Source organism: Halobacillus sp. SY10 (genome assembly GCF_045401165.1).
GTDB lineage: Bacteria > Bacillota > Bacilli > Bacillales > Halobacillaceae > Halobacillus > Halobacillus aidingensis.
This window is the reverse complement of sequence record NZ_CP174345.1, coordinates 29,733-51,035: the sequence shown is the minus strand read 5'-3', so window position 1 is coordinate 51,035 and position 21,303 is coordinate 29,733. Positions and strand designations below refer to the sequence as shown.

Annotated in this window: 19 protein-coding genes, 3 rRNA genes and 1 other RNA gene; 1 reads left to right on the top strand and 22 read right to left on the bottom strand. The window is 46.4% G+C overall.

What is annotated here, in order from left to right; genetic code table 11:
- Window positions 1-37: 37 nt before the first annotated feature.
- The 18 genes from yabA to tadA form a co-directional block, all read right to left on the bottom strand.
- Window positions 38-382, bottom strand: coding sequence for a DNA replication initiation control protein YabA (gene yabA, locus ACJA3J_RS00260; RefSeq protein ID WP_115824783.1), 345 nt, complete (start codon window positions 380-382; stop codon window positions 38-40).
- A gap of 15 nt (window positions 383-397) precedes the next feature.
- Window positions 398-1,225: a stage 0 sporulation family protein gene (locus ACJA3J_RS00255; RefSeq protein WP_089654613.1), complete on the bottom strand. Its 828-nt coding sequence runs from the start codon at window positions 1,223-1,225 to the stop codon at window positions 398-400.
- Between the two features lie 7 nt (window positions 1,226-1,232).
- Window positions 1,233-2,219, bottom strand: coding sequence for a DNA polymerase III subunit delta' (gene holB, locus ACJA3J_RS00250; RefSeq protein ID WP_406945250.1), 987 nt, complete (start codon window positions 2,217-2,219; stop codon window positions 1,233-1,235).
- A gap of 13 nt (window positions 2,220-2,232) precedes the next feature.
- Complete coding sequence (locus tag ACJA3J_RS00245) at window positions 2,233-2,673, bottom strand: YaaR family protein (protein WP_089654615.1); 441 nt, start codon at window positions 2,671-2,673, stop codon at window positions 2,233-2,235.
- 18 nt (window positions 2,674-2,691) lie between these two features.
- Complete coding sequence (locus ACJA3J_RS00240; RefSeq protein ID WP_089654616.1) at window positions 2,692-3,021, bottom strand: cyclic-di-AMP receptor; 330 nt, start codon at window positions 3,019-3,021, stop codon at window positions 2,692-2,694.
- Between the two features lie 54 nt (window positions 3,022-3,075).
- A complete protein-coding gene (tmk, locus tag ACJA3J_RS00235; RefSeq protein WP_406945249.1) occupies window positions 3,076-3,705 on the bottom strand; it encodes a dTMP kinase in 630 nt (209 codons plus the stop codon).
- 2 nt (window positions 3,706-3,707) lie between these two features.
- Entirely contained in the window at window positions 3,708-5,123 is a 1,416-nt protein-coding gene (locus ACJA3J_RS00230) for an aminotransferase class I/II-fold pyridoxal phosphate-dependent enzyme (RefSeq protein ID WP_406945248.1), read from the bottom strand.
- 271 nt (window positions 5,124-5,394) lie between these two features.
- Complete coding sequence (locus ACJA3J_RS00225; protein WP_089654619.1) at window positions 5,395-5,577, bottom strand: sigma factor G inhibitor Gin; 183 nt, start codon at window positions 5,575-5,577, stop codon at window positions 5,395-5,397.
- 177 nt (window positions 5,578-5,754) lie between these two features.
- Window positions 5,755-5,868, bottom strand: a 5S ribosomal RNA gene (gene rrf, locus ACJA3J_RS00220).
- 91 nt (window positions 5,869-5,959) lie between these two features.
- A 23S ribosomal RNA gene (locus tag ACJA3J_RS00215) occupies window positions 5,960-8,875 on the bottom strand.
- A gap of 171 nt (window positions 8,876-9,046) precedes the next feature.
- Window positions 9,047-10,613: ribosomal RNA gene (locus ACJA3J_RS00210) — 16S ribosomal RNA — on the bottom strand.
- Together the 16S, 23S and 5S rRNA genes form the textbook arrangement of a ribosomal RNA operon.
- Window positions 10,614-11,058: 445 nt before the next feature.
- The gene (locus ACJA3J_RS00205; RefSeq protein WP_089650776.1) at window positions 11,059-11,322 is read right to left on the bottom strand and encodes a pro-sigmaK processing inhibitor BofA family protein; all 264 of its coding nucleotides are present in this window, start codon (window positions 11,320-11,322) and stop codon (window positions 11,059-11,061) included.
- A 71-nt stretch (window positions 11,323-11,393) separates the two neighbouring features.
- The gene (locus ACJA3J_RS00200) at window positions 11,394-11,609 is read right to left on the bottom strand and encodes a YaaL family protein (protein ID WP_089650775.1); all 216 of its coding nucleotides are present in this window, start codon (window positions 11,607-11,609) and stop codon (window positions 11,394-11,396) included.
- A 15-nt stretch (window positions 11,610-11,624) separates the two neighbouring features.
- The gene (gene recR / locus ACJA3J_RS00195; protein WP_406945247.1) at window positions 11,625-12,221 is read right to left on the bottom strand and encodes a recombination mediator RecR; all 597 of its coding nucleotides are present in this window, start codon (window positions 12,219-12,221) and stop codon (window positions 11,625-11,627) included.
- An 11-nt stretch (window positions 12,222-12,232) separates the two neighbouring features.
- On the bottom strand, window positions 12,233-12,550 hold the full coding sequence (locus ACJA3J_RS00190; RefSeq protein WP_089650773.1) for a YbaB/EbfC family nucleoid-associated protein: 318 nt from the start codon (window positions 12,548-12,550) through the stop codon (window positions 12,233-12,235).
- 25 nt (window positions 12,551-12,575) lie between these two features.
- Window positions 12,576-14,303, bottom strand: a complete 1,728-nt coding sequence (gene dnaX, locus ACJA3J_RS00185; RefSeq protein ID WP_089650772.1) for a DNA polymerase III subunit gamma/tau — start codon at window positions 14,301-14,303, stop codon at window positions 12,576-12,578.
- A 135-nt stretch (window positions 14,304-14,438) separates the two neighbouring features.
- Window positions 14,439-14,704, bottom strand: an RNA gene (gene ffs, locus ACJA3J_RS00180) — signal recognition particle sRNA large type.
- A gap of 50 nt (window positions 14,705-14,754) precedes the next feature.
- Entirely contained in the window at window positions 14,755-15,237 is a 483-nt protein-coding gene (tadA, locus tag ACJA3J_RS00175) for a tRNA adenosine(34) deaminase TadA (RefSeq protein WP_089650771.1), read from the bottom strand.
- An 81-nt stretch (window positions 15,238-15,318) separates the two neighbouring features.
- Here tadA and ACJA3J_RS00170 point away from each other — a divergent pair, with 81 nt between their 5' ends.
- A complete protein-coding gene (locus ACJA3J_RS00170) occupies window positions 15,319-16,605 on the top strand; it encodes a glycosyl hydrolase family 18 protein (RefSeq protein WP_406945246.1) in 1,287 nt (428 codons plus the stop codon).
- 72 nt (window positions 16,606-16,677) lie between these two features.
- Here ACJA3J_RS00170 and ACJA3J_RS00165 read toward each other — a convergent pair whose 3' ends face one another.
- The 4 genes from ACJA3J_RS00165 to ACJA3J_RS00150 form a co-directional block, all read right to left on the bottom strand.
- Window positions 16,678-17,445: a DUF3891 family protein gene (locus ACJA3J_RS00165; protein WP_406945245.1), complete on the bottom strand. Its 768-nt coding sequence runs from the start codon at window positions 17,443-17,445 to the stop codon at window positions 16,678-16,680.
- Between the two features lie 483 nt (window positions 17,446-17,928).
- Window positions 17,929-18,441, bottom strand: a complete 513-nt coding sequence (locus tag ACJA3J_RS00160; protein WP_089650799.1) for a type 1 glutamine amidotransferase domain-containing protein — start codon at window positions 18,439-18,441, stop codon at window positions 17,929-17,931.
- 94 nt (window positions 18,442-18,535) lie between these two features.
- Entirely contained in the window at window positions 18,536-19,855 is a 1,320-nt protein-coding gene (locus ACJA3J_RS00155; protein WP_406945244.1) for a lysine N(6)-hydroxylase/L-ornithine N(5)-oxygenase family protein, read from the bottom strand.
- A gap of 30 nt (window positions 19,856-19,885) precedes the next feature.
- Window positions 19,886-21,193: a purine/pyrimidine permease gene (locus ACJA3J_RS00150; RefSeq protein WP_406945243.1), complete on the bottom strand. Its 1,308-nt coding sequence runs from the start codon at window positions 21,191-21,193 to the stop codon at window positions 19,886-19,888.
- Window positions 21,194-21,303: the final 110 nt, after the last annotated feature.

Below are 21,303 nucleotides of genomic sequence, written 5' to 3'. Positions count from 1 at the left end.
CTTCCTCGAACGAGCAAGGAAAGGCTTGGACCTGGAATTATTTCTTTTTGTTCAAGAAAGATAAGCAAAACAGACAATCTTCGTCTCTCGGGCTGCCAAAATGAAGATTACAAATATGAAAGCCTTCTTCGTATAGCCTCGCGAGGTTATCATAGCCTTCCCCGACGACCGCACCCTTGTCCTGTTTGGATCCTGAGGAGGATTGTTCTTTTTCATTCTCTTTCTCTAACCGTTGTCGCAAGTGATGATTTTCAAGCGATAAATGCTGGTTTTCTTCTAAGAGATAGGCCAGCTGTTTTTTTAAATCGCCGAGCTGTTCATAGAGCTCACCGATTTGACTTTCAAAATGGGATACTTGTTCAAATATGGCTTTCTTCTTCACGCTCGACTCCACCCTTTATTCTGAGGCTTCGGTTTGAAGAACTCCTTCATCGATCAGCTCTTGCAGAGAGTATTCAAGGACGCGCTCTTTGTCGCGGAATTCAATCTGCACCATACGCTCCAGCATATTAAGCCCGACGACTTTTCCTTTACCGAAGGAAGTCGCAATGCTTTCACCGAGGTCAGGAAGCTCTTTCTTCGCATTTTCGTAATCATCATTTTCGTACTTGAGACAACACATCAAGCGGCCGCAAAGCCCAGAAATTTTCGCTGGATTCAAGGATAAATTCTGGTCCTTGGCCATTTTTATAGAAACAGGTTCGAAATCACCTAAAAACGTTGAGCAACAAAGCATCCGTCCACATGGACCGATCCCCCCGAGCATTTTCGCTTCATCCCTGACACCGATTTGGCGCAGTTCGATCCTCGTCTTGAAGACTGACGCAAGATCTTTGACTAATGTACGGAAGTCCACACGGCCATCAGCCGTGAAGTAAAAAATGACTTTGTTACGATCAAACGTGTATTCGACATCCACAAGATTCATGTCCAATTTATGTTCACGGATTTTCTTTTCGCAAACCCGGTAAGCTTCTGCGGCGTTGTCTTTGTTTTCATCCACCGTCACTTTATCTTTATCATCTGCCATACGGATGACTTTTTTAAGAGGTAAAACAACGTCTTCTTCATCTATGGATTTATTAGCAATGACAACTTTTCCGAATTCGATCCCGCGTACGGTTTCGACGATGACATAATCATCCGTCGTCATCCGCAGTCCCCCCGGATCGAAATAATATACCTTACCCGCCTGCTTAAATCGGACACCTACAACTTCGATCATTCGATCATCACCTCTGTAGTTGAAGGGTAAGTTGTTCCATCACTAAATTAGGATGGACATTTTGATTTATCTTTCGTTTCGCCTCAAGAATATCCGTTAAGCTCCGCGCTGCTGACTGACGTGACCAACGCATCGCTGCCTGGTTCAAATTTTCTCTCTCTGTCGTAAAAATGATCGATTCTTCCCGGTCCAAAAGTTGGTTGATCACATCCTGGAACCAGAGCATCAATACATCCAGACCACGTTGCAGCTGCGTTCGCTCTTTGAAATGAGGCATCCACTGATGGTTGATAAACAAAAGTCCTTCATTTGGTTTATTTTGAAGCACTTCAATTAATTGTATCACTAGTTTTCGCACATTCGCAAACCACTCATCTTCATTCATCTCGAGGGCTTCTGTCAAGTTATTCGTTAACGATGACAAAAGTCTCGCATTCGATTCAGAGACGCCTTCTTCGACCAGTTTCTCCCGAACACGCAAGGGATTCAGAGGCTGAAAGGCGAGCAATTGACAGCGGGACCTGATGGTATCGAGAATGGTCGGACCGCTCTCTGTGAGTAGCATCGCTGTCGTCTGCTGGTTCGGTTCCTCTAAAAATTTCAATAACCGGTTCGAAGCGTTGACCGTCATTTTTTCTGCATCGACGATGATATAGACTTTCCGATTTGACTCCAGACCTGTGTACGTAAATTCTTTTTGCAAGTGAAGAATTTGTTCTTTTTTAATGGATTGCCCCTCAGGCTCTATCCAATGTAAGTCAGGATGGTTCCCTGAATCGATTCGGTGGCAGTCCCGACAACTCTGGCAAGGTTCCGCCCCTTCTCTGTTTTTGCAAAAAATGCTTTTCGCAAAAAGGATGCTCATCTCCCGTTTACCGGTTCCGCGATTCCCCTGAAATAAGTAAGCATGTGAAATCCGATCCTTTTTGAAACTGTTCATAAGCATTTGGGCAGCTAGAGGCTGGATGTCTTTCATTTGTGTCCAAGTCTGCATACTACTTCCGTCCTTACGTATATAAATTAATGAGCAAACCTTTGATTTCACCGATCAGCCCAAGCAGATCAACCGTACGCTTTTCTTGATCCATGACTGCCTCTGTCAGTTCAGAAAGCTTCTCATCGACTGATTCTACAATCGTCAACTTACGGGTCTGCCCATGTGCATTCCAACTGTGAGAATGCTTCAGATTCATCCCATATTGAACGGATTCTTTCATGAATTCTTTGATGAGACGCTTATATTTAGCCAAATCACGAAAGGACCGAGCCCTTGCCACCCGTTCCCCCTGTGCCGTTATACTATTCATCAGCCGGTTTAATTGGGCTTCTTGAAGCTGCCGTGATTGGGACTGCACCATCGCATCAAAACTAGGCTTCCCGTTCGTCTGATGAGAGGAATGTTTTTTTGCCGCATCCATCTGTGTCCGTATCTCTTGATTGATCTTCATTCTTGTACCCCTTCTAAGTTAAAACTGAAAAAAGGAATCGACCGGCAAAATAAATACAGTGGCTCCTCCTACCTCGACCTTTACTGGTTTTGGAATGTAAGAGTCCGCATTCCCCCCCATTGGTGAAATCGGTGCAACCATCTGTTCACGCTGGCTGCAATTATCTTTAATAATATCTAAAGCATCATCCACTTCATCATCATTACAACCGATCATGAACGTTGTATTTCCTTCTCGTAAAAATCCACCTGTCGTTGATAGTTTGGTCGTTTTAAAATCATTCTCCGCTAAGGCATCCGTCAAACGATTGCTATCCTTGTCCTGAACGACCGCAATGATCATCTTCATGCAATCATACCCTCCTGTTGGGTGTTTTCTCCTATTATAACAAATGGCTGGAAATTATGATGGCAAGTGACCACATAAAACGTGGTACGCATCTTTTTTGACCGACTCGAACTGCTGATCAGCATCAATCACCTTGATGCGGTCCTTACTTTGCGCAGCGAGTCGTTGGTAGGCATCATAAACTTTTTCGTGAAAATCGATATGTTCAAGGTCAAGACGGTTTTTCTCTCTTCCCTGGTTTGCAGCAATCCTCTCCAACCCTCGTTCAGGCTTAATATCAAACAACAAAGTCAAGTCCGGCATATGATCATCGATTGCGAATTCGTTAATTTTAAAAACTTCATCCATACCCAGGTCTCGGGCCACTCCCTGATAGGCAAGACTGGAATCCACAAACCGGTCACAAAGCACAATTCTCCCTTCGTTTAATGCTGGTATGACTTTTTCCACGAGATGCTGCCTGCGCGCAGCTGCATAAAGCAGAGCTTCTGTACGACCATCCATTTCTGTGTGAGAAGGATCAAGGATCACTTCTCTTATCTTTTCTGCGATGCGGATCCCGCCAGGCTCTCTCGTTTCCAGCACGGAATACCCTTGCTCTCTCAATTCTTTTCCAATCTCACGCAAGATGGAAGATTTACCAGCCCCATCGCCACCTTCGAATGTTACAAACAATCCTTTCACATCTATTCTCCTTTAAAAACAAGAACGCCTTGTTCCATACCTGTATTTTGAAAGCGTGCACCCTGACTCAGCAAGGCATGCACCTGAGCTATGTGTTGCTCATCCAACCGCTCCCCCTTCATGACTAAAGGAATGCCGGGTGGATAGGGGATAATCGCTTCTGCTGCGACATACCCTGCAGCTTCCTGCCAACCCACTCTCACCACATCCATTCTTTGCATGAGCGAATAGCTGTATTCCAGCTTTTGAACCGCTGGAAATTGGATTTGATTCTCTATTATTGTAGCACGGTTTGTTTGCTTTTTTAATTGGGAATCCAAGGTCTTGAGCCGTTCTTCCAATAGCAGCAGATCCACACTCGGAGCGAGCCCGAACACGAGTAAAACTTGATTCGTTGTTGCAAGTTCCGGTACGATTCCCACGGCATCCAGGGCATCCGCCCATTCAAACCCTGTACCGCTTAGAACCTCCAACGTAAGCTTCAACGGATCATCCGTAGCTTTCACATCCCAATAATTATACGACCTGAACAAGGACTTCACTTGTTCTAAGAAAGAAAATAGATCCTCCTTATCAGAGGCATTCCATGAAGCTAAATAAGCCCTTGCCACATCTAAACTCGCCATCAGTGGATAGGAAGGACTGCTCGACTGCAGCATTTGCAAATAATGACGGACCCGGTTCAGGTCAATTCTGTTTCCTTGTACGTGAAGGAACGAAGCCATGGTCATCGCAGGAGCCATTTTGTGCGCAGACTGGGCCACACCATCTGCGCCTGCAGTTAAGGCAGCCTGCGGGAAGGGGGGTCCGAGTTGAAAGTGAACCCCATGGGCCTCATCAATCAGTAAGGGTACACGGTAGCGATGAACGACTTCTGCGATTTTTTTCAAATCATACGTCCTTCCGAAGTAATCCGGGTAAGTCAAAAATACGGCTTTACTGTCAGCGTGGTCCTTCAAAGCTTGCTCGACGTCCTCTGCAGAAACGTGACTATGTCGCCCTGTTTCCCTTTCATACCTTGGAGAGATAAATACAGGAGATGCACCCGAAAGTTCGAGAGCATTCAGTACGGACTTATGACAATTTCTCTGTACAATAATTTCATCCCCAGGATGACAAACAGATAAGATCATTGCCATATTGCCGACCGTCGTACCATTTATCAAGAAAAAGGTATGATCACTATGAAAAAATTCACTCGCTAACTGCTGAGCTTCTTGGATCACACCTTCTGGAGCATGCAGATCATCTAGTCCTTCTACTTCAGTAGCATCCAACTGCAGGATTGATTGAAACTTTTCATAGGCCTGCTTCTCAAACACTTTTCCATACTTATGGCCAGGCACATGGAAAGATAAAGGTTTTTGTTCTATATTCCGTTTAAGCGCTTCGTACAGCGGTATATATGTAGAAACCATATGAATCACCTTCTTCCATGTTCAAGCTTACATAAATAGCCTCAGACAAGCAATACACCCTTCGGCATAGAACAAAGGCTCAGAGCCCCTGGTAGATACGAAATGTATATATAACGGCTGGATATAGGTGCCCTTCCGCAAGACGCATAGCTTTTGGCGCTAGTGTCTGACGTTGGATATCCGTATACGGGTTCCCGCGCCAATAAAAAAATCCATCCTACATACAAGGATGGATGTGTATTCTTCTTCATAGCTGCTACGCTCATTTATATTAAGACGGAATCATAGACCGATGGGCTTTGGCCATACGCTTCACAAAGTAATCATACTTTGGGTCATCGGCAGGTGTGTCGATCATTTCTTCCTCACAATCTTCACAAATAAAAACCCTTAATAGATAAATTCCCTTTTCTGTTTCTTTTTCACATATACTGCAATGATCTTTACGACTCACTCGTTCTCCCCCTCCCTTTAATCACTACGTCTTTACACTTAGTATCTCCGAATCTATCAACCTTATACATTAAATTTAAAGAAAGTAGATTTTCATGGAACAGAAGAGAATGGATGAGTTTTAATATTAAAGTACAAAAAAAACCTTCAGGAATCAATCCTGAAGGTTTTCTAAATGACGTGGCGGCGTCCTACTCTCACGGGGGTAAACCCGACTACCATCGGCGCTGAAGAGCTTAACTGCTGTGTTCGGCATGGGAACAGGTGTGACCTCTTCGCCTTCACCACCACATCAATATAAAGTTTGAGGTGAACCCTCAAAACTGGATAAGGAAACATCTTGTTTGAAAAAGGACGATCTTTTCACGAATGATTTTCATCAGATAGATAAGTCATCGATCCATTAGTATCCGTCAGCTCCACGTGTCACCACGCTTCCACCTCGGACCTATCAACCTCATCGTCTCTGAGGGATCTTATTTGCTTAAAGCAAAGGGAAATCTCATCTCAAGGGGGGCTTCATGCTTAGATGCTTTCAGCACTTATCCCGACCACACGTAGCTACCCAGCGATGCTCCTGGCGGAACAACTGGTACACCAGCGGTGTGTCCATCCCGGTCCTCTCGTACTAAGGACAGCTCCTTTCAAATTTCCAACGCCCACGACGGATAGGGACCGAACTGTCTCACGACGTTCTGAACCCAGCTCGCGTACCGCTTTAATGGGCGAACAGCCCAACCCTTGGGACCGACTACAGCCCCAGGATGCGATGAGCCGACATCGAGGTGCCAAACCTCCCCGTCGATGTGGACTCTTGGGGGAGATAAGCCTGTTATCCCCGGGGTAGCTTTTATCCGTTGAGCGACGGCCCTTCCATGCGGAACCGCCGGATCACTAAGCCCGACTTTCGTCCCTGCTCGACTTGTAGGTCTCGCAGTCAAGCTCCCTTGTGCCTTTACACTCTGCGAATGATTTCCAACCATTCTGAGGGAACCTTTGGGCGCCTCCGTTACCTTTTGGGAGGCGACCGCCCCAGTCAAACTGCCCACCTGACACTGTCTCCGGACCGGATCACGGTCCTGGGTTAGAATGTCCGTACAGCCAGGGTAGTATCCCACCAGCGCCTCCACCGAAGCTAGCGCTCCGGCTTCTAAGGCTCCTACCTATCCTGTACAAGCTGTACCAACATTCAATATCAGGCTACAGTAAAGCTCCACGGGGTCTTTCCGTCCTGTCGCGGGTAATGTGCATCTTCACACATAGTATAATTTCACCGGGTCTCTCGTTGAGACAGTGCCCAAGTCGTTGCACCTTTCGTGCGGGTCGGAACTTACCCGACAAGGAATTTCGCTACCTTAGGACCGTTATAGTTACGGCCGCCGTTTACTGGGGCTTCGGTTCAACGCTTCGCATAAGCTAACGCATCCCCTTAACCTTCCAGCACCGGGCAGGTGTCAGCCCCTATACTTCGCCTTACGGCTTCGCAGAGACCTGTGTTTTTGGTAAACAGTCGCTTGGGCCTTTTCACTGCGGCTCCTCGGCAGAGGAGCACCCCTTCTCCCGAAGTTACGGGGTCATTTTGCCGAGTTCCTTAACGAGAGTTCTCCCGCTCACCTTAGGATCCTCTCCTCGCCTACCTGTGTCGGTTTGCGGTACGGGCACCTCTTTCCTCACTAGAGGATTTTCTTGGCAGTGTGAACTCAGGAGCTTCGGTACTCTATTTCCCTCCCCATCACAGCTTGACGTTGCCGGACGGATTTGCCTATCCGACCGTCTCACTGCTTGGACGCGCACATCCAGTGGCGCGCTCTCCTTATCCTCCTGCGTCCCCCCGTCGTTCAAACGGAAAGGAGGTGGTACAGGAATATCAACCTGTTGTCCATCGCCTACGCCTTTCGGCCTCGGCTTAGGTCCCGACTAACCCTGAGAGGACGAGCCTTCCTCAGGAAACCTTAGGCATTCGGTGAAAGAGATTCTCACTCTTTTTTCGCTACTCATACCGGCATTCTCACTTCTAAGCGCTCCACCAGTCCTTACGGTCTGACTTCACGGCCCTTAGAACGCTCTCCTACCACTGATCATAAGATCAATCCGCAGCTTCGGTGGTGTGTTTAGCCCCGGTACATTTTCGGCGCAGAGTCACTCGACCAGTGAGCTATTACGCACTCTTTGAATGATGGCTGCTTCTAAGCCAACATCCTGGTTGTCTAAGCAACTCCACATCCTTTTCCACTTAACACACACTTTGGGACCTTAGCTGGCGGTCTGGGCTGTTTCCCTCTCGACCATGAACCTTATCACCCACGGTCTGACTCCCAGAACAAAGTCTATGGCATTCGGAGTTTGACTGAATTCGGTAACCCGATAGGGGCCCCTCGTCCAATCAGTGCTCTACCTCCATGACTTTCTATTCTGAGGCTAGCCCTAAAGCTATTTCGGAGAGAACCAGCTATCTCCGTGTTCGATTGGCATTTCACCCCTACCCACACCTCATCCCCGTAATTTTCAACTTACGTGGGTTCGGGCCTCCAGTCAGTGTTACCTGACCTTCACCCTGGACATGGGTAGATCACACGGTTTCGGGTCTACGACCGCATACTCACTCGCCCTATTCAGACTCGCTTTCGCTGCGGCTCCGCTTCTGCTGCTTAACCTCGCATACGGTCGTAACTCGCCGGTTCATTCTACAAAAGGCACGCCGTCACCCATTAACGGGCTCCGACTACTTGTAGGCACACGGTTTCAGGTTCTCTTTCACTCCCCTTCCGGGGTGCTTTTCACCTTTCCCTCACGGTACTGGTTCACTATCGGTCACTAGGGAGTATTTAGCCTTGGGAGATGGTCCTCCCGGATTCCGACGGAATTCCTCGTGTTCCGCCGTACTCAGGATCCACTCCGGAGAGAGAAAGATTTCGACTACAGGGCTGTTACCTGCTCTGGCTGACCTTTCCAGATCGATTCGCCTATCTTCCTCTTTGATAACTCCAATGGAGTGTCCTACAACCCCAGAAAGCAAGCTTTCTGGTTTGGGCTGATTCCGTTTCGCTCGCCGCTACTTGGGAAATCGCATTTGCTTTCTCTTCCTCCGGGTACTTAGATGTTTCAGTTCCCCGGGTGTGCCTGCCTATACCTATGTATTCAGTATAGGATACTGTTCCATTACGAACAGTGGGTTTCCCCATTCGGAAATCTCCGGGTCAAAGCCTACTTACGGCTCGCCGGAGCATATCGGTGTTAGTCCCGTCCTTCATCGGCTCCTAGTACCAAGGCATCCACCGTGCGCCCTTATTCACTTAACTATCTTCGTGAAAAGACGTTTACAATTTCAATTAGATGTCTTGTCATCAATTGTCTCATCGTTAGATGAAGACAATGATTCCTTATCCAGTTTTCAAGGTTCACAAGTTGAAAGATCGTTTGATCTCTCAAAACTGAACAACCAACACAGTACGTTTCCGTTATATCCTTAGAAAGGAGGTGATCCAGCCGCACCTTCCGATACGGCTACCTTGTTACGACTTCACCCCAATCATTGGCCCCACCTTCGGCGGCTGGCTCCAAAAAGGTTACCTCACCGACTTCGGGTGTTGCCAACTCTCGTGGTGTGACGGGCGGTGTGTACAAGGCCCGGGAACGTATTCACCGCGGCATGCTGATCCGCGATTACTAGCGATTCCGGCTTCATGCAGGCGAGTTGCAGCCTGCAATCCGAACTGAGAATGGTTTTATGGGATTTGCTACACCTCGCGGCTTCGCTGCCCTTTGTACCATCCATTGTAGCACGTGTGTAGCCCAGGTCATAAGGGGCATGATGATTTGACGTCATCCCCGCCTTCCTCCGGTTTGTCACCGGCAGTCACCTTAGAGTGCCCAACTGAATGCTGGCAACTAAGATTAGGGGTTGCGCTCGTTGCGGGACTTAACCCAACATCTCACGACACGAGCTGACGACAACCATGCACCACCTGTCACTTGGTCCCCGAAGGGAAAGCCCTATCTCTAGGGATGTCCAAGGATGTCAAGACCTGGTAAGGTTCTTCGCGTTGCTTCGAATTAAACCACATGCTCCACCGCTTGTGCGGGCCCCCGTCAATTCCTTTGAGTTTCAGCCTTGCGGCCGTACTCCCCAGGCGGAGTGCTTAATGCGTTAACTTCAGCACTAAGGGGTGGAAGCCCCCTAACACCTAGCACTCATCGTTTACGGCGTGGACTACCAGGGTATCTAATCCTGTTTGCTACCCACGCTTTCGCACCTCAGCGTCAGAAACAGACCAGAGAGTCGCCTTCGCCACTGGTGTTCCTCCACATATCTACGCATTTCACCGCTACACGTGGAATTCCACTCTCCTCTTCTGTCCTCAAGTTCCCCAGTTTCCAATGACCCTCCACGGTTGAGCCGTGGGCTTTCACATCAGACTTAAGGAACCGCCTGCGCGCGCTTTACGCCCAATAATTCCGGACAACGCTTGCCCCCTACGTATTACCGCGGCTGCTGGCACGTAGTTAGCCGGGGCTTCCTCGTTAGGTACCGTCAAGGTACCGCTCTATTCGCACGGTACTTGTTCTTCCCTAACAACAGAACTTTACGATCCGAAGACCTTCATCGTTCACGCGGCGTTGCTCCGTCAGACTTTCGTCCATTGCGGAAGATTCCCTACTGCTGCCTCCCGTAGGAGTCTGGGCCGTGTCTCAGTCCCAGTGTGGCCGATCACCCTCTCAGGTCGGCTACGCATCGTCGCCTTGGTGAGCCGTTACCTCACCAACTAGCTAATGCGCCGCGGGCCCATCTGTAAGTGATAGCAAGAAGCCATCTTTCAACTTTCCTTCATGCGAAAGAAAGTATTACCCGGCATTAGCCCCGGTTTCCCGGGGTTATTCCGATCTTACAGGCAGGTTGCCCACGTGTTACTCACCCGTCCGCCGCTCGTTCCACGAGCTTCACCTCAGATGAGGATCCACTCGCTTCCCGCGCTCGACTTGCATGTATTAGGCACGCCGCCAGCGTTCGTCCTGAGCCAGGATCAAACTCTCCATAAAAGTTAAGTTTGACTTGCTCATTTGCACACCGAATGTGCTTGTTTCAAATCTCTTCTATAAAGAAGAAATGTTTTGACGTACTGGTTGGTTCGTTCAGTTTTCAAAGATCAAATGTTTTGTGCGCCGCTTCAAAACAGCGACTTAATTAATATATCATGTGTAGTTGTTTTCGTCAACAACTTTTTTATGATTTATTTTGTTAAGCCGTTTGCGGCTGGCCGCTCTGTTAACGCGACAAGTAATAATATATCATGGCATTTCGAATGACGCAATAGATTTATTAAAAAAATATACATATTTTCAAAGAATGTTTCTTCTATAGAAGTTGTTCCATTCATAGAGGTTCTCCTTAAGCTCCAAAAAGGTAAATCATATAATAAGGAAAGTTCTAATCAAAAGGGCTTTTTCCGCAAAATAAAAAGGCGAAGCATAAAACTTCCCCCTTTTAAATAATCCAAAAATGAATAGCTGTTAAAGATAATACTCCAGGAACCCCCAGGATAGCTGATACGATTGCCGTAAAGCCATTGATCGGAACATGTAACCCAAATTGGGCACCGAACAGATTTACAAAAAACAACAGAATGACAGCTACAATCAGCCTGGTCATGACCTGACCCACCACCTTCAACGGTTTGGTCGGCATGCCTATAATGAGTAATAATGGGATGGCTAGTCCTAGTAAGAGAATGACGAGTACCGGATCCATAAAAAACCCCCCTTGTCCAAGAACTGTTCTATCAACAGCCTATGCTCGTAGACAAGAGGGTAGTACATCGATTAAGACAAAGCATTGATTCCTCTGAATCTCGCTTCTCTTAATAAGTAGAAATATTTCGCTTTGACGACCGCTAAATCATTCAAACCGTCTTCGCTCGGTTCGATGCTCTGTTCAATGATCGTGTTTAAATTTTCCCACTCCCGCTTCAACTCTTTAATGTGAATGAGGAGTTCTCGATCCATTTCTTTTTTCACTGTTTTTTTCCTGCCAAACAAATCTTCTCCCCCCTCCTAAAGTTCTCTTCGTCCTTCAAGAGCTTTGGAAAGGGTCACTTCGTCTGCATATTCAAGGTCGCCCCCAACCGGCAGACCATGAGCAATCCTCGTCATGCGAATACCAGAAGGCTTCACGAGACGGGAAATGTACATCGCTGTCGCTTCCCCTTCAATGTTCGGGTTCGTTGCGAGAATCAATTCTTCAATTCCCTCATCTTTCAACCGGTTGATCAGGCTTTCTACATTGATATCTTCCGGGCCGATGCCATCCATAGGCGAAATCGCTCCGTGAAGCACGTGATACTTCCCACTGAATTCTTTCATTTTTTCCATTGCAATGACATCTTTTGGATCCTGAACGACACAAATGAATGTTTGGTCTCTCGTTTCATCCTGACAGATGGAGCAAGGGTCCTGGTCTGTTATGTGCCCACAAACGGAACAATGGGTAAGTTCCCTTTTCGCATTTACAAGTGATTTGGCAAAATCGAGGACATCATCCTCTTCCATTTCTAAAACGAAAAAAGCCAGGCGAACAGCCGTCTTCGGTCCGATTCCTGGCAGTTTCGTAAAACTGTCGATCAGTTTTGATATAGGTTCCGGGTAATACATGAAAATTCCTCCTAGAACATTCCACCAGGCATACCTTTCGTGAATTCTCCCATAGTGTCGTTCGTCTTATCGTCTACTTGCTTCAGTACATCGTTTGTTGCTGTAATGATTAAATCCTGAAGCATTTCTACATCATCAGGGTCTACAACCTCTTCATCAATTGCAACGTCCGTAATCTCTTTCTTACCGTTAGCTGTTACTTTCACCATACCGCCACCAGCAGAAGATTCGAAGGTCATTTCATAAAGCTCTTCTTGAGCCTTCATCATTTTCTTCTGCATTTTTTGCATTTGTTTCATCATGTTATTCATGTTTCCTCCACCACGCATGGAGCATTCCTCCTTTAAATAGCTGTTAATCTTGGACTTCTATTAAATCATCTCCGACTAGTTTACGGGCTTCTGAAACTAAGGGGTCCTCTTCACCCGCTTGGGATGGAGACGTTTCACTTTCTTCCCCATCTACTCCAGGCTCTTCGTCAGATGATTGTTTCTGTTTCCGGACGTATTCTTCCCTGATTTCCTGCCAGTTCTGTTCAGGAATCGGAATGATCGTCATCGGTTTCCCAATGAATTCCGTCAGCAATGGCTCAATTGTCTTCTGGTGTTCCGATGCCAATGAACAATGGATATCGTACCGGAAGGCAAGCACAAGCGCCTTCGAAGAGGCAGCTCTCGGCTTACTGTTCAAAAGCGTTGCATGAGCCGGAGCGTTCGTCCGCTTCAAAGCTTCCATAAAGTCCGCCCAGCGTCCCTGAACGTTCTTGATGTCTTCTTTAGACGCTTCGTTCAGCACTTGACGAATACGTTCATAAGGAACATTATACCCTTTTTTCCCGGATTTTGCAGGGGCCCGCTTTTTCGCCGGTGTCTGTGGCTGTGTTGCTGCACTGACCCCTTTTTCTTTCAGACTTGCCAGCTCCTTTTCAAGGCCTTCAATCTTTCTTGCCAGCTGATCTACAGCTTCTGATTGGACCGGTTGTCCTTGGGGAGGTCCCGCCTGGACTTCCACCATATTCAGCATAGCGATTTCTATGAAAACTTTCGGGCTCGTCGTCCATTTCATTTCCTGTTGGCAGCGATTCAGCTCACGAATGGCTTGCTGAATCCAAACCGGAGACAATTCGCCTGCTAAGCTTTTGAAAGCTTCATCAGGAATCGCTCTTTCTAAATTATGCTCAAGGTCTGGTGCACTTTGGAATAATAGCAGATCCCTTAAGTAATAAATCAGATCGAAAACAAAGCGGCCAGGGTCTTTTCCTTGTTGAATCAAGTCATCCACCGCTTCAAGAGCTGCTCTTGCATCCTGGTTGTGAAGCGACTGCAAAACCGCTGTTAACTTACTTTGAGAAACGGAACCTGTCACTGCAAGAACGTCTTCAATCGTCACTTCATCATCACTGTAGGAAATCGCCTGATCGAGAAGACTCAAGGCATCACGCATTCCACCTTCTGCTGTGAGCGCTACAATCTCCAGCGCTTCTCTTGCGATAGCGATTCCTTCAATCGATGTAATTTTTTCCATCCGTTCAACCATCGCTTTTTGCGAAATCCGCTTGAAATCGAATCGTTGACATCTGGAAATAATCGTTAATGGAATTTTATGAGGCTCCGTTGTTGCAAGTATGAATATGACGTGCTTCGGAGGTTCTTCTAATGTTTTTAATAAGGCGTTAAAAGCCCCCATGGAAAGCATATGAACCTCATCGATGATGTACACTTTGTAAGGCACCGCACTAGGAGCATATTTCACCTTGTCCCGGATTTCCCTGATTTGCTCGACACCATTGTTTGAAGCGGCATCAATTTCTATGACATCTGAAATCGATCCATCCTGAATACCAAGGCAAGCATCACACTCGTTACACGGTTCCTTCACAGGGGAACGCTCGCAGTTGACGGCTTTGGCGAAAATTTTGGCAGCACTCGTTTTCCCTGTCCCCCTCGGTCCAGAGAATAGATACGCATGCGAAAATTTATTCTGCTCAATCGCATTCTGCAGTGTCCGTGTAATATGCGTTTGTCCGACGACTCCTTCAAAATTTCGCGGGCGCCATACGCGATATAAAGCCTGATAGCTCATAAAACCGTTCTCCCTTAATAGTCTCTTCCTCATTATACCTGATTCAAGGTTGTGATGTGAACCTTGGAAAATAGGTATAAAAAAAGAGCTGCTATGAACGGATCATAACAGCTCCTTGTGTTTGCATATGTAATGCCGTGCACCCATCTTCGATGATGTGGCCCCAAGCGTTACTTATGGTTGTGGCTCGACCCAGGCACTCCCACGGCACACGGGAGAGACAGCTTACTGCTGCTTCCTTCCGGACCTGACAGGATTCACTGGTTCCCGTTGCGCAGGACCTGGGTGTCAACACCACTCACATAAGGCAGACCTTGAGGCCGCACCACCTCGGATGGGGATTCGGCCTCGCTATAGCGGATTGCGAGTACAGGGCACCGCTACCTCCCCGCTTAGCACGGCATTAACAAGTATAGCGAGTTTTCGAGAAAAATGCAATGATAAAACACTGTTAATTATTAGTCGATGGCTTATTTTTCTTACGATCCCGCAGGTTGCGGAAGAAATCCGTCAGTATTTTTCCGCATGTTTCTTCCATAACTCCCGGTAGAACTTCTGATTTATGATTGAAGCGATCGTCGTTTAATAGATTAAGAAGCGTACCTGCACAACCTGCTTTCGGATCCTTGGCACCATAAACAACCCTTGGAATTCTCGATTGCAAGATTGCACCCGCACACATTGGACAAGGCTCTAAAGTGACAAACAACGTACATTCTTCAAGCCTCCAGCTTCCTACTTGCTGGTTCGCCCTTTCAATCGCAATGAATTCAGCGTGGGACGAGGCCAATTGGGATGTTTCCCTCTGATTGTACCCTGTCGCAATCACTTTTCCATCTTTTACGATGACAGCACCAATCGGAACTTCTCCATCCACCTCTGCTTTTTCTGCTTCTTCTAAAGCAAGTTTCATATAATATTCATCGTCAAGCATGATGTTCCTCCTGTGATTTTCAAGAATAATTCCGTTTTCCTCTTTCATACATTATTAAAGATGAGAAAGGAGCGAATCCATATGCAAATCCACGTCGTTCAAGAAGGAGATTCGGTATTCTCCATTGCTGGTCTCTACGATAGTACGCCAAATGCCATTATCGAAGCAAATGAATTGGAGACCCCGGGGGACCTTGTCATCGGTCAGGCTCTTGTCATACCGATTGTCGGTCAATTTTATTTTGTCCAGCAAGGGGACAGCTTATATTCCATTGCTCAAAAGTTCAACACCACGGCTGAAAAACTTGCTCAAGTCAATGGCCTTCAAGTCGGGGGCCCTCTTCCTGTCGGTTTACGTCTCTACATTCCAGATGAGCCACCAAGACCGATTACGGCCAATGCTTATATAGAGCCCTATGGTGGGGAAGTCTCCGACACGCTTCGTGCTTCTGCTGAAAACAGGGCGGGGTCACTGACCTACCTGGCTCCGTTCAGTTATGAAATTCAGGAAGACGCTTCGTTAAAAGCACCGCCGCTTGATAATTTCAAAGAGATTGCTCAACAAAACGATACGGCTCTTATGATGGTCGTCACAAACCTGGCGGAAGATGGATTCAATGCTGAATTAGGCAGGAAAATTCTTTCCGATGAAGCCCTGCAGGATAAACTGCTCGACAACATCATTCAAACCACCAAGCAAGTAGGTTTTAAGGACGTCCACTTTGATATGGAGTTTCTCCCTCCTGAAATGAAAGAGAACTATAACCAGTTTCTGAGAAAAGCAAAGCAGCGATTATCGGCTGAAGGCTTACTCATATCTACTGCCCTTGCTCCTAAAACGAGTGCCGATCAAAAAGGAGCTTGGTACGAAGCCCATGACTACAAAGCGCACGGAGAAATTGTAGACTTCGTCGTTTTAATGACGTATGAATGGGGATACAGCGGCGGCCCTCCACGTGCCGTATCTCCTATTGGTCCGGTCACAGAAGTAGTCGATTATGCGTTGTCAGAAATGCCGGCAGAAAAAATTCTACTCGGTCAAAATTTATATGGATATGACTGGACCCTTCCTTACGAGCCAGGTGGAGAGTTTGCAAAGGCGATCAGTCCACAGCAGGCCATTCAAATTGCGAGAGAGAACAATGTGCCGATTTCCTATGATCAAGAAGAGCAGGCCCCTTACTTCACTTATACAGATAACGCCGGAAAAAAACACGAAGTATGGTTTGAAGATGCACGCTCGATTCAAAAGAAATTTGACTTAATCAAAAATCGCGGCCTTCTCGGAATCAGCTATTGGAAACTGGGACTTTCCTTTCCCCAAAACTGGGTGTTGCTCGATGGACAATTCAGTATTGATAAGAAATAAAGAGATACTTTTGCCGGAGAAATATCAGGCAGAACATAAAACAGTCGCTTACACCATTGGAAATGTAAGTGACTATTCTTTTTTCACAAAAGTAATGACGTGCTTTTGAACCTCTGTATCGTGAAACGCTTGAGACAGACCTTTTTCATCAATCTCCTTTTTTGAAACAGGACGGTAAGGAACCTCTATGCTGAATGGCTTTTCAAATGGAAAAGGGTAAACGGAAACTTTCTTTTTATCTTCCCAATGGGCGATCATGCCAGCCGGGGCGAAATCAAAGGACTGTCTGAAGCCGTTTTTGAACCATGGAACTTCTTTTTCCTTCGGTATTCCAGGCTCCTGCATACATACATAAAGGGAGAGATCATCACAAAATTGCAACCGACGAAAATGAAGGTCATAGATATCATAGGGAATGTCCATTTCCATCGATTCGAACAGATCCTGCTGCCGTGTTTTTTCTTCGGCTAAAAACGTCTGTACAACCGGATCCTTGTCATCCTTAGAAAAGAATGACGCATAGTGCATACTGCAGAGCATACCGGCATACAAAGAGCGGTCAGCTACCTCTTTAATCCCGCGTTGATAGGCCTGCAATTTTTTCTCTAAAGGATAATCAACGAACGTATAAGGGCGCTGCTTTTCTTCATTCCATTCAGGATAATCATCCAGTTGGATCCAGGCTCTGTCGTGCTGCTGAATCGCCCAATCCGCTTCTTCTCTCAATTTTGAGCGCAATAAAAAATTGTTCTTCCAATGGGCGACGATTTGTGCTGATATTTTGGCGTGCTCATGCTGAGGAATCATGTGAAAATGGTGTTCTTTTTCAATGACAATCATCGTTTGGTCCTCCTTCTATACGTATGCATGTATGTAATATAGAACGATCTATGGTCTTCCTTTCATTATATAGGAAGTTTCTTCTCCTCTCTACAATAGCAGGTTACAAAATTGGTACTGTTATGGTAATCTCTCTTCAACAATATGGCAGGATTGTGTAAGACTAGATTTCGAGACTTTTGAAAGAGTTTAGGGGCTCCGGGAAAAGGTTCGCTTTCCGTGGGCGAGTGATGAGCCTCCTCGAGCTAACGCTCTGCGGGGTCTCATCTACCACGCACTTCCCACAGGAGGCTCTCCGTCATCCCCGCAGGAAAGCGAGCTGCTTCCCAACCACCCCTGACTCTCAATATGGCAAACGAACCCCGGGGTTACCTCAAAACCGATTCTTCCACAATCGGGAGCTTATGTGACACAAAGCAGTTGATTTATTAAGACGATGAAAAAGGCCATGAGGGAGAAGTTCCCTCATGGCCTTTCTGTTTATTATTTCAAGAGTTTTAGAGCCTCACGGTTGAAGGCTGGAATATCATCGGGCTGGCGGCTTGTGACCAGCTGGTCCTGACAAACGACAACTTCTTTATCTTGATAGTTGACGCCTGCATATTCCATATCGACGGAAATGGATTTGAACCCGGTTGCTGTGCGGCCTTCGAGAGTTTTAGCCGTGATCAAAAGCTGGGGACCATGGCAGATCGCAAATACTGGTTTCTTTTCATCCATAAAATGTTTCGCGAAGGAAACGAATTTGTCATCTCCGCGCAGAATATCAGGTGAAAAACCACCAGGGATGAACAACGCATCAAAGTCTTCAGGTTTCACATCATCGATGGATGTATCAATTTTAACGGAAGCTTCTCCCTGTTTTCCTTCCACTTCTTTGCCAGCTTCCCATTCAATGGTCGTTACTTCATGACCTTCGTTTGAGAACGCTTCTGCCGGTTGTGTATATTCTACATCTTCAAACATGGACGTCATAACACAAGCAATCTTACTCATATCTAAATCATCTCCTTGAATGTATGGGTTATATTTGAACACATAGCATATTTTCCCCTATGAAATGATTTTAAACCTATTTTCCACTTAATGGTTATTGGAACTCTTTCATGGAAAACTGCTGGAAGGTTGTATCCGATTGGTTCCGATATACTTCTCTTCCTGCAATCGTATTGATGATATGCACATTCCGGTGTACGGATAATCCTAAATTCGTAGCTCCTGCTCCGTGTGAGTGGACGAGGTTAGTCAACGTAAAGAAGTGATGGTCACGATCATCGTTGAAGAGAAGCTGATAATCGCGCGATACTTTATACATCCCTTCCTCTTCCCATTCGATTTTTTCTTTGAAACGGTTCATGAACCAGCCAGGAAAATGAGGTTTATATCCTGTGGCCAGCACAACTTTTTCCGTAGGATACGTGTACTCGACTTCTTCCTGCCACTGTTTACATTGAAGGTGATACCCGTCTTCGTTCGCTTCAATCCCTGTAATTTCAGTCATCGGTTGAATAAGAACACGACTATCCTTCATGCCGGCTGTTCGATGATATAGCTTCGTGTACAGTCGTGTGAGTGTATCAGGATCGATCCCTTTCCGAAGCGGGCCGAGAGTATCCAGTGCATCTTTCCGTTGATGGAGACTCAAGGCATGAAAGTAATCGACGAATTCCGGTGTAAACATTTCTTGAGCAAACTTAGCCGTATCCAATTGAAAAAGCCCTCCGGATCTCGTAAAGAGGCTCAATGTCATATCCGACTGTCTGTCTTGCTCTTCTAGTAAATCAAGGAAAACCTCTAAAGCACTCTGACCCGATCCGACGATAGTCACATGTTTTGCTTTCAGTAAATGATCTTTTTCAAAAAGGTAGCGACTCGTATGCATCACGTCTTCGTTAGGTAACCGATCCATACCGTCCAAAATCAGCGGTTCGCTGCCAGTCCCCATGACAATGTGCTTGGCTTGGTAATATTTTTCTTCACCCGTCGCTGTTTCTTTGACCACCACTTCATAATGGGGGACATCGGCGTCTTTATGGTCCATCACGTCAACGACAGTATGGCCGAAAAACAGACCACCCAGCTGCTTGGCCACCCACTGCATGTAATGATTGTATTCCTGACGCGGTATTTCAAAATGACGATGGAAGAAGAAAGGGAACATCCGGTCATGCTCGTGCAAATAATTCATAAAGGTATAAGGGCTTTTCGGGTCCGCGAACGAGACCAGGTCCGCCAAAAAAGGGACCTGTAGATCCATCTTTTCAATAAGCATGCCTGGATGCCAGACAAACTCAGGGCTCTTGTCAAAAAAGACAGCATCCAAATCTTCGGTCTGATCAAGTAATGCGGCCATTCCTAAATTATAAGGACCGATTCCGATCCCGATGACATCATATATTTTATTTTCCATTCCATCACTTCCTTGTACCATCAATTTTCCCTATGATGACGTGTTTGATTCTTTCCAAAGACGGTCCAGAACAATGACGAGTACTGTTCCGACCAGCAATCCATTACTCAGTAAGTTTTGTAAAATCGCCGGAACACCACTGAAAGCTTCTGGCGGGAGGAACATGAGTCCAATTCCCAGTAAGAAAGACAGTCCTAAAATGGTAAGTCTCCGTTCATCCAGGGTTTCACTCGTCATGTTAGATAATCCAAGCCCCATTAATTGGACAAAAGTTGCGAGCAAAGCTGCGTTAGCTACCGGTGCGGGAATGCCAGAAATAAACGCCACCACCGGGGGGAAGAACGAAAACAACACCAATAATAAAGAAGCATATAAAAAAGGACGTTTCTTTTTTTGCCCAGTCAATTGCATGAAACCCGAAGATGATGCAAGCGAAACGTTAGCCACTGCAGAAAAAATGGCTGTAATTCCATGGTTAATCCCTAGAAAACTGCTTCCTTTATTGACCTGATCATATGTATACTGTGGTTTTCCATAGACGGTATGGCTGACCGCAATAATGGATGCCACAAGATTCGACAATAAGATCACAGCGGTAATAAATCCTAAAGGGAGCGTTCCCCACGTCAGTTGGGGTGGGCCCCATGCAAAGATATCGGGTAAGGAAAAAGGTGAGGTCTCCCCTGTATCATTGGCATTTCCATTGAAAGTTATGGCATACAATACCCATCCCACGCCAATTCCAATCAGAACAGCAAAACTTTTCAACCAGCCTTTTCCCATTACTGATAAACCAATGACAAGCGCAAGCGTCACAAAAGCGACAAGCGCCTGTTTTCCATCCACCGCTTCTGTCGACTGCTGGATGCCTAACATTCCTTGAAGAAATGTCCCGCTCAATTGAACGGTCAGTAAAAATAAAAAAGCACCCGTAACGAGTGGCGTGAACACAAAAAGCACCCGGTGCGACAAGCGGAATACGCCAAACAAGAACAGAAAAATTCCAGTCCATATCATCGTCCCCTGGAGAACTTGTAATGTTTCCATATAGCTGTCGCCGGACTGCGCCCCACTATAGGCCATGACAGCAAAAATACTGATCCAGAGGCCGGCGGGTCCTTCCATAATCGGAAGGCGATGTCCGAAAATCCCTTGTAGGAAGGAAGCGATGCCGACGACAAAGAATGTCCGTTGCATCAAGCCTGCCACTTCATTGAAATTCAATTCAAAAATAGAACCGATAACAATGGGCAGGGCAACTGCACTCGCCAACAGAAATACGAACCATTGAATGGTCTCTAATGAGCCATCCAAAAACCGTGTAGATTCTTCTTTCATCATTGTGCCACCTGCAATCTATGTAATATCTCTCCATATCTTACCATAGGATACATGAAAATTATGTCCCCACGCTTGGTCGTTTCACGTGAAACAAACTCCCAAACGAG